The organism is Achromobacter seleniivolatilans (assembly GCF_030864005.1).
Lineage (GTDB): Bacteria > Pseudomonadota > Gammaproteobacteria > Burkholderiales > Burkholderiaceae_B > Achromobacter > Achromobacter seleniivolatilans.
This window is the reverse complement of the sequence record NZ_CP132976.1, coordinates 4,000,167-4,012,162: the sequence shown is the minus strand read 5'-3', so window position 1 is coordinate 4,012,162 and position 11,996 is coordinate 4,000,167. Positions and strand designations below refer to the sequence as shown.

The window sequence follows — 11,996 nt, the reverse complement described above, 5'->3', positions numbered from 1 at the left end:
TATTCCGTGTGGAACGACGCTCGCACTACCAACCTGATTGCCAACACGCTAGCCGTGCTGGCGGTCTGCGCCATGCTGATTGCGGGCGTGGTGTGGGTAGCGCAACGTCCGTTCTTCACGTTGTCGGCCATCGAGCTGGAATCGGTGCCGGACACCGAGCTGCACTACGTGTCCACGGCGGCGGTGCGATCGGCGATCGCGGGCCGCTTCAAGGGCAATTTCTTTACGGTGGACCTGGACGACGCGCGCGAGATTTTCGAATCGGTGCCGTGGGTTCGCCATGCGACCGTGCGCCGGATCTGGCCCAATGTGCTGCGCGTGCGCATCGAGGAACAGCAGCCCTTGGCGCTGTGGAACGAGAACCAGATGATCAATACCTGGGGCGAAGCGTTCACGGCGAACACGGGCGAGGTGGACGACGAAACCGTGCTGCCGCAGTTCTCGGGGCCCGAGGGCACCGAGTCGCTGGTCGTGCAGCGCTATGCCGAGCTGGCGCGCTGGTTCGCGCCGCTGGACATGCATGTCAAACAGTTGGAACTGAGTCCGCGCTACGCCTGGCGCGTGGTGCTGTCCAACGGCATGTTGCTGGACCTGGGCCGCGATCCGGGCGCCGATGCGCCGGACCCGCACGGCTTGCCCGGCGCTTTGCCGTTCGGGGCTCGTATTCAACGCTTTGTGCAGGCGTGGCCCGCCGTGGCGGGGCGCCTGGAAGGGCGCACCATCACGCAGGCCGACCTGCGCTATCCCAATGGTTTCGCCCTGGCGCTGGCCCCGTTGCCCGCGTCAGAAGCCAAATCCAAATCCACACCGAAACCTCCCAAGAAACGCTAACGCCATGACCCGTGACATCAAGGACCTTATCGTCGCCCTCGATATCGGCACCAGCAAGGTGGTGGCTGTGGTGGCTGAAATTTTGCCCGAAGGGCGATTCGAAGTGCTTGGCCTTGGCCAGCACGAATCGCGCGGCATGCGCAAGGGCGTGGTCGTCAATATAGAGACCACTGTGAATTCCATTCAGCGCGCGCTTGAAGAAGCCGAGCTGATGGCAGATTGCAAGATTCGCGACGTCTATACCGGCATTGCCGGCAGCCATATCCGCAGCTTCAATTCCAGCGGCATGGTCGCTGTGAAGGACAAAGAAGTCACCGCCACCGACGTTGCCCGCGTCATCGAGACCGCCAAGGCCGTCAATATTCCGACGGATCAGCAAGTGCTGCACGTGCTGACCCAGGAATTCATCGTTGACGGCCAGGAAGACATCCGTGAGCCGATCGGCATGAGCGGCCTGCGCCTGGAAGTGCGCGTTCACATTGTGACGGGCGCGGTCAGTGCTGCGCAGAACATCGTCAAGTGTGTGCGCCGCTGCGGCCTGGAGGTGCAGGATCTTATCCTGCAACCGCTGGCCTCCAGCCTTGCCGTGCTGACCGCCGACGAGAAAGAACTGGGCGTTGTGCTGGTTGACATCGGCGGGGGCACCACGGATGTGGCGATCTTCACCGGTGGCGCGATCCGCCACACCGCCGTGCTGCCGATCGCTGGCGACCAGATCACCAACGATATCGCGGCCATGCTGCGCACGCCGACGCCGGACGCGGAAGAAATCAAGCTGCGCTACGGCGTGGCCAAGCAGGTGTTGGCCAGCCCGGACGAGTCCGTGGAAGTGCCGGGCCTGGGCGACCGCGGCCCGCGTCAGGTGAAGCGCCAGGCGCTGGGCGCCGTCATCGAACCGCGCGTGGAAGAGCTGTTTACGCTGGTGCAGCAAGTTGTGCGCGACTCGGGTTACGAGGATCTGTTGGCCTCAGGCGTAGTCCTGACCGGGGGTTCTGCGCAGTTGCCCGGCATGATTGAACTGGCCGAGGACGTGTTCCTCAAGCCGGTGCGCGTTGCCGTGCCTGAATATGAAGGCAGCCTGGCCGACGTGATGCGCAATCCGCGCTTTTCGACGGTGATGGGTCTGTTGCAGGAAGCTCGTATGCAACGCGTGCGCGGCCGCAAGGTGGCTGCCCAGACGGGCAACTTCAAGAGCCTGCTGGCGCGCATGAAGGAATGGTTTATGAATTAAAGGGTGCAGGTTGGGGCCTGTTCCTTGATGCGATCCGCGGCTGCTCTGCGGGGCGTATCAAAAAGAGGAGGCGTCTCAAACCCGTGGCGGACCTACGTAGTCGGCATCGGCTTTGAGGCGATTCACAAAAGAAGGGCAGTTGGGAATTTTTGTGATTTGCAAAATCGGACTTGTGAGGGAGTCATCATGATGAACTTTGAGATGCTTGAGAACAACACCAAAGGGACCGTAATCAAGGTCGTTGGTGTGGGCGGTGCGGGCGGCAATGCTGTGGCGCACATGATTCGCAACGGCGTGCATGGCGTGGATTTCATCTGCGCCAACACGGATGCGCAAGCGCTGGCGGCAACCAATGCCCCGGTGCAGATTCGTCTGGGCCGTACTGGTCTGGGCGCGGGCGCCAAGCCCGAGCAGGGACGTGCGTCGGCTGAAACCGCGCGCGAGGAGATCCGTGCTGCGCTGAACGGCGCTCATATGGTCTTCATCACCGCCGGCATGGGCGGTGGCACCGGCACCGGCGCTGGTCCGGTCGTTGCCGAAGTGGCCAAGGAGCTGGGCATTCTGACTGTAGGCGTGGTCACCAAGCCCTTTACCTTTGAAGGCAATAAGCGCCTGAAGATGGCCGAGGACGGTATCTCGGAATTGGCCAAGCACGTGCATTCGCTCATCGTGGTGCTCAATGAGAACCTGTATGAGCTGATGGACGAAGACGCGACGCAGGAAGACTGCTTCCGTTCCGCCGACGACATCCTGCACAACGCGTGCGCGGGTATCGCCGAAATCATCAACGTCGAAGGCAACGTCAACGTCGACTTCGAAGACGTCAAGACGATCATGGGCGAGCAAGGCCAGGCCATGATGGGCACGGCGTCGGCATCGGGCGCGGACCGCGCACGTGTGGCCGCCGAGCACGCCATCGCTTGCCCGCTGCTGGAAGGTGTGGACTTGAACGGCGCTCGCGGCGTTCTGGTCAACATCACCGCCAGCCGCACGCTGAAGATGCGCGAAACGCGCGAAATCATGGAAACGATCCGCAGCTATGCTTCGGACGACGCGACCGTGATCTTCGGTACGGCTTACGACGAAACCATGGGTGAAAACCTGCGCGTGACCGTGGTTGCAACCGGCCTGGGCCGTGCGCAAGCGCGTCCGCAACTGGTTCAAACCACCGCTGAAGTGCTGCGCACCGGTACCGACAACATCCCGATGGGCACGATGCCTGCTGGTCATGGCGGCGATTACCGCAATCTGGACATGCCGTCTGTCATGCGCAATCCGCGCAGCCAGGCGTCGGCCCAGGTGCGCGCTCTGGAAAGCTCGGGTATGGATCATTTCGACATCCCGGCATTCCTGCGTAAGCAAGCGGATTGAACGAAAGAGCCGATTACAGGCTCTAAATGCACTCCCTCATCTCCGGCTTGTTTGTCCCCGCGGACAAGCCGGAGGCGGAGCGGTCCGTGTTTCCCTTGCACGGTATTAAAAAGGGACGGTGGTATCGGTCGATCCAGACGCCAGATGGCGCCCGGCATCGGACAGAGTTACAATACGTCAGTTACGCCGGCAATTTGTTCGCTTCTTGCCGGCTTCCTGGCTCTAACACCCAAGTCTCATGTTCCGACAGCGCAGCATTCAGAATCTAGTCCGCACGACAGGCGTCGGCGTCCACTCCGGACGGCGGGTAGAACTTACCTTGCGCCCGGCACAACCCAACACGGGTATTGTTTTTCATCGCGTTGATTTGCCGCAGGTCGTGGATTTGCCGGCTCAAGCTACTGGCGTGGGCGACACGCGCATGGCGTCGGTGTTGCAGCAAGGAAATGTCCGCGTATCGACAGTGGAACACCTGATGTCGGCATTGGCCGGCCTGGGTATCGACAACCTGCATGTAGACCTTACTGCCGAAGAAGTCCCGATCATGGACGGCAGTGCGGCGACGTTTGTTTATTTGTTGCGCTCGGCGGGCATCGTTGAGCAGAACGCACCCAAGCAGTTCATTCGCGTTTTGAAGCCTGTGGAAGTGCGCGAAGGTGAAGGCCGCAACGAGAAATGGGCCCGGCTTGAACCCCATGAGGGTTATGCGCTGGCGTTCTCGATTGACTTCCGCCATCCCGCCATTGACTCCACCGCTAACTTCGCCGAGATCGATTTTGCGAAGCACTCGTATGTCAGCGAAATTGCTCGGGCGCGCACCTTTGGTTTCGTGAACGAAGTTGAAGCGCTGCGCTCGATGGGCCTGGCCCGCGGCGGCAGCCTGGACAATGCCATCGTCATGGACGAGTACCGCGTGCTGAACAGCGACGGGCTGCGCTATGACGACGAGTTCGTAAAACACAAGATTCTGGACGCCATTGGCGACCTGTATCTGTTGGGCAAACCCCTGGTGGCGCGCTATGTGGCGTGCAAGTCCGGGCATGGTTTGAACAACCAGCTGGCCCGCGCGTTGCTTGCACAGCAAGACGCCTGGGAACTGATCACCTATGAATCGCAGGCGGAAGCTCCGCAAGCGTTTCGTCATGAGTGGCAGTTGGCATAACGCCTTTCTGCCCATTGGGATCTGATTATCGGGGGCTGTCCCCGAATTCGTATCGGATTCCTGCTTTTGGATGACGCTGGCCGCCATCCGATAGCGCAATAGCCGCAATCCGGTCGCAAACCATCGGGCCATCCGCCCCATGACTTGGTTTCGCTTCGTTTCCGGGCGCCCTTGGCGCCGGACAAAGCCGGATCGCTTCAGCTACTCTTGTGGTGCCTCAAGAGCTTGGCAACCGCGTCGGCCAATGGGCCGGGGCGCAGACTATCGTGTAGCGACTCAAACGCGCCCAGGGCGGTATCGCCTAGTGGCTGCGCCTCTTTGGGAGGACGCGGCTGGCGGGCGCCGGGCTTGGGCAAACCCGCTTGTACCTTGATGGCAATTTCGTTAAGGTTCCAGCCCTGGTCTGCCAGAGAGCGCGCGATGCGCGGCGCCAATTGACGCATCTTGGCCGCATGCGCGGCACTAGGCACCACCAGATGCAGGCACTGGTTTTCCAGTTTGCCTACCTGGCAGACAGCACCTAGCGGGGCGGGCAGAACCGCCGCCACCGCGTACTGAATTTGCAAGTGCTTGCGGGCAGTCGCCAACACACCGGCGCCCTGCATGTCATGACCCAGCCATCCCAGGGCGGTATTTTCTTTCCGCCGGCTGGAACTGGAACGTTGACGGTATGAAGTGGGTCTATTCATCCCGGCTCTAAAAGTATTAGGAAAGAATCTTGAAAATCGTGATTATGCACGCCCGCGATGGGCGGGACGGGCATCTCACCCTGGGCGGCGCGAGGTTGGCGTTGTTTCTGGGGGGCGCCCTGATGACGGCGGCCATCTTTGGCGCCGCGCTACAACGATACATTACTCCGATCTTGCCGGCGGTTCACACTGTGGGCTGGCCCTTGGCCGATCAGCCGGGACGGGACGCCGATTTCCTGCGTGGAAACATGAACTTGCTGGCGGCCAAGGTGGGCACGTTGCAGGCGAAGCTGGTCAGTATCGACGGCTTGGGCCAGCGCGTGGCCAAGGTCGCTGGCGTGGCATACACCGACCCGGAACTAGCCAAGCAACTGGCGATGGCGCAGCCTGAAGCCATGACGCAACCAGAAGCCACTCAGGTCATGGACGATTTGTTCACGGATCATCCGCCTCCCAGCGCGGCGTCGGCCGAAGCTCTGGGCCGACAACTGGACGAAATCCAGGCCAGGCTTTCGCAGCAGACCGACAACCTGAAGCTGCTCGATGCCGCGCTGACCAAGCGGTCGGCGGATCAGGCTCGCATGCCGACGGCCATGCCGATTACGGACTACCCCTATTTGAGTTCTTCATATGGCTGGCGCCGCAATCCGGTCACCGGGCGCACCGCCATGCACGAAGGGCTGGATTTTGCCGCGCCTCCGGGCACGCCAATTCTGGCGGCGTCCGGCGGAGTGGTGCTGGAATCCAAGTTTCAACCGGGCTACGGCAATATGGTGGAAATCGATCATGGCGACGGCCTGATCACCCGCTACGCCCATGCTTCGTCCTTGATGGTCAAGCAGGGGCAGTTGGTAGAGCGCGGCCAGCAAGTGGCCCGCGTGGGCAGTTCTGGCCGTTCTACCGGCCCGCATCTGCACTTTGAAGTCCGCCTTGCCGGACAGCCGCTGGACCCCCGCTTGTTTCTGGGCGCCCAGCAACATGCGCCGCCCGCAATGGCGCAAGCCGCAGTCAGTGAACCTGCGCCGCGCTGACCGGTCAAACTGGCCAACAGTGCTACCCTGGCTATAGGTCCAGGCTATTACGCTCCAGGTGCGTTAAACTGGTTCGTTTCCCAGCGGACCCCCGCTCAACCAATAACATCAAAAGTCACGGGCGACGCTGCCCAGGCCTTATGCAGGCGCGGCGTGGTACGTGCGGCCGACATACGCATGGTTTCTCTGCTCAAAAAACTCATAGGTAGCCGCAATGACCGGCTGCTTAAGCAGTATCGCAAGCTGGTAACCCAGATCAATGGGCAAGAGCCCAAGATTTCCGCGCTTTCTGATGCGGAGCTGGCGGCCAAAACCGACGAATTCAGATCCCGTCACGCTCAGGGCACCTCCCTGGACGACTTGCTTCCCGAGGCTTTCGCCGTCGTGCGCGAAGCGGGCAAGCGGGTGTTTGGCATGCGCCACTTCGACGCTCAGATGCTGGGCGGTATCGCCCTGCACAGCGGCAAGATCGCTGAAATGCGCACGGGGGAAGGCAAAACGCTGATGGCGACACTGCCCGTCTACCTCAATGCCATCGCTGGCAAGGGTGTACACGTCGTCACAGTGAACGACTATCTGGCCCGCCGCGACGCGGAATGGATGGGTCGTCTTTATCACTTCCTGGGCATGAGCACGGGCGTGGTCGTGCCGCAGCAGCCTAACGAAGAGAAAAAGGCGGCTTATGCCGCTGATATCACTTACGGCACCAACAACGAATTCGGTTTCGACTACCTGCGCGACAACATGGAATTCCGTGTTGAGGACCGCCGCCAACGCGTGCTGTTCTATGCCATCGTCGACGAAGTGGACTCGATCCTGATCGACGAAGCCCGCACGCCGCTGATCATTTCCGGCCAGGCCGAAGATCACACCGAACTCTACATCCGCATGAATGCGGTGCCGCCGTTGCTCAAGCGCATGGCGAGCGAACCCAAGCCGCAGGAGCCGGAACCCGAAGGCGACTATTGGGTCGACGAGAAGAGCCAGCAGGTGTATCTGTCCGAAGCCGGGCACGAGAACGCCGAAGGCATTCTGGCGCGCCTGGGCATCTTGCCGGACGGCGAATCGCTGTACGACCCCCGCCATATCGCGCTGATGCACCATTTGATGGTGGCTCTGCGCGCTAACAACCTGTTCTTCCGCGACCAGCAGTACGTCGTGCAAGACGGCGAGGTCGTGATTGTTGACGAATTCACGGGCCGCCTGATGGTGGGCCGCCGTTGGTCCGATGGCCTGCACCAGGCTGTCGAAGCCAAGGAAGGCGTGAAGATCCAGCACGAGAACCAGACGCTGGCATCGATCACGTTCCAGAACTACTTCCGCATGTATGAAAAGCTGTCCGGCATGACCGGTACGGCGGATACGGAAGCGTACGAATTCCAGGAAATCTACGGGCTTGAAACGGTCATCATTCCGACCAACAAGCCCATGATCCGCAAGGATCAGAACGATCAGGTCTTCAAGACCGATGCGGAAAAGTACAACGCGATTCTGGAAGACATTCGCGACTGCCACGAACGCGGCCAGCCCGTGCTGGTGGGTACGACCAGCATCGAGAATTCGGAGCTGCTGTCGGGCCTGCTGAAAAAGGCCAAGCTGCCGCACGAAGTGCTGAACGCCAAGCAACACGCTCGCGAAGCCGAGATCGTTGCTGAAGCGGGCAAGCCGGGTCACATCACCATCGCCACCAACATGGCCGGCCGTGGTACCGACATCGTGCTGGGCGGCAGCGTTGACAAGCAAGTCGATCTGATCCGCGCCGACGAATCGCTATCCGAAGCCGAAAAGACCGCGCGTATCGACAAGGTGCGCGCCGACTGGAAGCCGCTGAACGAGCAGGTAAAGGCCGCAGGCGGCCTGCGCATCATCGGCACCGAGCGCCACGAGTCGCGTCGTATCGACAACCAGCTGCGTGGCCGTGCCGGCCGCCAGGGCGATCCGGGTTCGTCCCGTTTCTACCTGTCGCTGGAAGATTCGCTGATGCGCATTTTCGCGGGCGACCGCGTGCGCGCCATCATGGAACGCCTGAAGCTGCCGGAAGGCGAGCCGATCGAGGCGGGCATGGTGTCGCGTTCGATCGAGACCGCGCAGCGCAAGGTGGAAGGCCGTAACTTCGATATCCGCAAGCAATTGCTGGAATACGATGATGTGGCCAACGACCAGCGCAAGGTGCTGTACTCGCAGCGCAATGACGTGTTGGAAGCCGCAAGCGTGGGCGAAACCGTGCAAAACCTGCGCGACGCTGCCGTGACGGACTTGTTCAACACCTATGTGCCGCCGGAATCGGTCGAAGAGCAGTGGGACATTCCTGGTCTGCAAAATGCGCTGGAAGGTGACTGGCACCTGCATCTGCCGTTGACCGAGATGCTGGAAAAAGAACCCAACCTGACGGACGAAGAACTGCGCGAACGCGTGGTGGCTGCCGCTCGCGACGCCTACCAGGCGAAGGTCGATCAGGTGGGCACGGAATCGTGGTCGCAATTCGAACGTTCGATCATGTTGCAAGCCATCGATACGCACTGGCGCGAGCATCTGTCGGCGTTGGATTACTTGCGTCAGGGCATCCATCTGCGCGGTTATGCGCAGAAGAATCCCAAGCAAGAGTACAAACGCGAAGCTTTCGAATTGTTCTCGGGCATGCTGGATCGCATTCGCGACGACGTGGTGCGTGTGCTGATGACGGTGCGTGTGCAGTCGCCGGAACAGGTCGAGCAGGCCGAAGCCGAGGCTGCGCAACCGCACGTGCAGAACGTGCAGTATCACCACTCCGACTACGACGAAGCCTTGGCCCAGACGGAATCGGAAGATGGCGCGCAGCCCGTGCGCAATGTGCTGCCCAAGGTCGGCCGTAATGACCCGTGCCCATGCGGCAGCGGCAAGAAGTTCAAGCAGTGCCACGGCAAGCTCGTCTGATCAGGAAATAACGCCATGCTGCATGCTGTCGGCCGCACCGAATTCGACCACGCTGTCGTGATGGTGCGCGACCGGCTGGATGCGCTGGCGCCCCATTTCGAGCGCCAAGGTTTTCACTTGAGCGACAAAGCGGTGCACAACCTGGGTTCGTGCAACCGTCTTATCGTGCTGGAAGGCACGTATGTCGAGCTGCTGGGCTGGCCGCCCGGCGCGCCGCCCGCCCGTAAGGAAATTGCTGATTCTCCATTTGGGCTGGAAGCGCTGGTCTTCCGGACCTATGACGCGGACGCAACGTATCAACGTCTGCTCGCGGCGGGTTTCGCCGTGAATCCGGTGCAGGAACTGACCCGCCCCGCCATGTTGGATGGGCAGGAAGTCCAAGCCCGTTTTCATACCGTGCGTTTTGCCGAGCAGCCTTTGCCCGGCATCCGCATGTATTTTTGCCGGCACCTGACGCCCGAGTGCGTCTGGTCGCCAGAATTGATGGCTCACCCTAATGGCGCGCGCAATCTGTTGCGCATCGACGCTCGTGCAGCGGATGCCCGTGGTGTTGCCGAACGCCTGGCGCTCGTGGCCGGCGTGACCGCCGAGGCTGCCAACGGCGGCTGGGATGTGCCCCTGGCGAATCTGCGCATTCATGTGCAGCAGGATGCCGAGGCCGATACGCCTGTGCTGTCCACGCTCACGCTGGAAAACCGCGACGGCGCCCACTACACGCTGGATACTGGTCTGTAGGCTGGACTCGGTGCGCGAGTCCTTGTGCATGGACGCCTGAACACCCATTAAAACGCGCGAAACCCATCAAGCGGTGGTGATGCTGTGGCTCGATCAGTCACACCTTTCACCGTTACTTGATGGGTTTCGTGCGTTTGGCGTTGGAATTTCACGGACGGGTGCTGGGCGATCCTCGCATCAATTCCGGGCAAACCCTGCTTGCCTGACAAAGTGTATGCACTTTAGTATGCACTTCATTCCACAGCGAATTCTCCCGTTTTCGATCCGGTATGACGCAATCACCTTCTGCTATCCGTCCCGCTGCTCGCACGTCTGCCGGGCAAGCCGAGCTCTATGGCGCGGTCAAGGCCATGGCGGTGCGCTTTGAGTTCAAGCCGGGCGAGCGCATCAACGAGGTCGAACTTGCCCGCCGCTTGAACGTCAGCCGCACGCCATTGCGCGAAGTGCTGAACCAACTGATGGTGGAAGGGTTTCTTACCCGATCCGTGAATCGCGGATTCATTACCCGTCTGTTGGACGCCAAGCAGATCCACAGCCTGTACGAATACCGCGCCGTGTTGGAGGCTGGCATTGTGCGCGCCGCGTGCGAGCGCGCCACCGACGAAGAATTAGCCAGTCTGCGCGATTTCGTCGAGCGGTCCCGCGATGTGCCCGAAGACAGCGATGCCACGCGCTTGCTGGAATTGGACGAAGCCTTTCATCTGACACTTGCCCGTTATTCACGCAACGAGGAATTCGTGCGCGCATTGGAAAGCGTCAATGCCCGCATTCATTTCGTGCGCTGGATCGACATGCAGCAGGGCAGGCGCAGTCATACCCAGGGCGAACACCTGCGCATCGTGCAGGCGCTGGAGCGGCGCGATATTGACGCGTTGCCCGGCCTGATGGCCGCGCATATCGGCCGGCGCCTGGATCAGATTACCGACGTGATACGCACCGGTTTTTCAACGATTTACATGCGGGACCAGGCCGAACCCGCCACGGCAGCGCCGGCCAACACCACAACAGCAGGGGAAAATAAATGAATCACACAATGAAGCGGGTACTGGCGGGGTTATGCACGCTGGCCGCAGCAGGGGGCGCAGTTATCGCCGCGCCCGCCATCGCCGAGGAACGGCCGTTGATCCTGGTCGTGCCCTATCCGCCGGGCGGCAGCACCGACATTCTGGCGCGCATTTTGCAGCCGCGTCTGTCGCAGCAACTGGGCGGGCGCGCAGTGGTGGTGGAAAACCGCCCCGGCGCCGCCAGCCAGATCGCAACGGCTTTCGTGGCGCGTGCGGAACCGGATGGCAACACCTTGCTGGTCAGCTTTGATAACCACGGCATCAATCCCGCCGTGAAGCCCAAGTTGCCCTACGACACGTTCAAGGACTTTGTCGCGATTTCGCAGACGGTGCGCTTTCCTTTGGTGATCGGCGCAAACCCGAGCGTGCCTGGGGACAACCTGAAAGAGTTCCTGGCCGCTGCCGCCAAGCAGCCGCCGAACAAATTCAACTACGCGTCCACCGGTGTCGGATCGCTGAACCATTTGGCGCCTGAAGAACTCAAGCGCTTGTCGAAGGTGGAACTGCTGCACGTTCCCTATGGCGGCGGCGGACCGGCCATTCAGGCGGTGGTGGGCGGACAGGCCAACATGACGTGGCTGAGTTTCGCCGCGCTGCGCGGTCAGATTCAGGGGGGCAAGATCAAGCCACTGGCGGTGGCTGGCGAGAAGCGCCTGCCGGAATTGCCCAATGTGCCCACCGTGGCCGAGTCTGGATTCCCGGGTTTTGTGGCGTATTCGTGGAGCGGCATGTTCGCCCCGAAGGGCACGCCGGAGGCGACCGTCAAGAAGTTGACGGCAGACTTCAAGGCGGTGCTGGCCGACCCGGAAATCAAGAAGAAGGTGACGGAAGCGGGCTTCGAAATCGTGGCGTCTGACGGCCCTGCGCTGGATGCGTACGTGAAGTCGGAGTACGACCGCTGGAGCGCCTTCATCAAGAGCAGCAATATCAATCTGGATAACTGAGTGGCGGATAGCCGGGCGGCGCGCC

10 protein-coding genes are annotated in these 11,996 nt (G+C 61.2%); 9 read left to right on the top strand and 1 reads right to left on the bottom strand.

All coding sequences use genetic code 11. The features are described 5' to 3' along the window. Positions 1–6 precede the first annotated feature (6 nt). The 4 genes from RAS12_RS18060 to lpxC all read left to right on the top strand — a co-directional run bounded on the left by RAS12_RS18060 (position 7) and on the right by lpxC (position 4,595). A complete protein-coding gene (locus RAS12_RS18060) occupies positions 7–831 on the top strand; it encodes a cell division protein FtsQ/DivIB (RefSeq protein WP_306937771.1) in 825 nt (274 codons plus the stop codon). Between the two features lie 4 nt (positions 832–835). Beyond that, positions 836–2,062, top strand: a complete 1,227-nt coding sequence (gene ftsA / locus RAS12_RS18055) for a cell division protein FtsA (protein WP_006217473.1) — start codon at positions 836–838, stop codon at positions 2,060–2,062. Between the two features lie 186 nt (positions 2,063–2,248). Then, positions 2,249–3,433 carry a cell division protein FtsZ gene (ftsZ, locus tag RAS12_RS18050; protein ID WP_306937716.1) on the top strand — a complete coding sequence of 395 codons (1,185 nt, stop codon included), beginning with the start codon at positions 2,249–2,251 and terminating at the stop codon, positions 3,431–3,433. A gap of 238 nt (positions 3,434–3,671) precedes the next feature. After that, positions 3,672–4,595 (top strand): UDP-3-O-acyl-N-acetylglucosamine deacetylase, encoded by a 924-nt coding sequence (gene lpxC / locus RAS12_RS18045; RefSeq protein WP_306937714.1) that lies wholly within the window; start codon positions 3,672–3,674, stop codon positions 4,593–4,595. Positions 4,596–4,792: 197 nt separating this feature from the next. Here lpxC and RAS12_RS18040 read toward each other — a convergent pair whose 3' ends face one another. After that, positions 4,793–5,200 (bottom strand): DciA family protein, encoded by a 408-nt coding sequence (locus RAS12_RS18040; protein ID WP_306951504.1) that lies wholly within the window; start codon positions 5,198–5,200, stop codon positions 4,793–4,795. 128 nt (positions 5,201–5,328) lie between these two features. Between RAS12_RS18040 and RAS12_RS18035 the strand changes: the two genes are divergently transcribed. The 5 genes from RAS12_RS18035 to RAS12_RS18015 all read left to right on the top strand — a co-directional run bounded on the left by RAS12_RS18035 (position 5,329) and on the right by RAS12_RS18015 (position 11,971). Beyond that, positions 5,329–6,315, top strand: a complete 987-nt coding sequence (locus tag RAS12_RS18035) for a M23 family metallopeptidase (RefSeq protein ID WP_306951502.1) — start codon at positions 5,329–5,331, stop codon at positions 6,313–6,315. Positions 6,316–6,492: 177 nt separating this feature from the next. Further along, positions 6,493–9,228: a preprotein translocase subunit SecA gene (secA, locus tag RAS12_RS18030; RefSeq protein WP_306937712.1), complete on the top strand. Its 2,736-nt coding sequence runs from the start codon at positions 6,493–6,495 to the stop codon at positions 9,226–9,228. Positions 9,229–9,243: 15 nt separating this feature from the next. Beyond that, positions 9,244–9,963 carry a VOC family protein gene (locus RAS12_RS18025; protein WP_306937710.1) on the top strand — a complete coding sequence of 240 codons (720 nt, stop codon included), beginning with the start codon at positions 9,244–9,246 and terminating at the stop codon, positions 9,961–9,963. 269 nt (positions 9,964–10,232) lie between these two features. After that, entirely contained in the window at positions 10,233–10,988 is a 756-nt protein-coding gene (locus RAS12_RS18020; protein ID WP_306937708.1) for a GntR family transcriptional regulator, read from the top strand. After that, a complete protein-coding gene (locus tag RAS12_RS18015; protein WP_371321207.1) occupies positions 10,985–11,971 on the top strand; it encodes a tripartite tricarboxylate transporter substrate binding protein in 987 nt (328 codons plus the stop codon). Before RAS12_RS18020 ends, RAS12_RS18015 begins: the two co-directional genes overlap by 4 nt. The last annotated feature ends 25 nt before the right edge of the window (positions 11,972–11,996 follow it).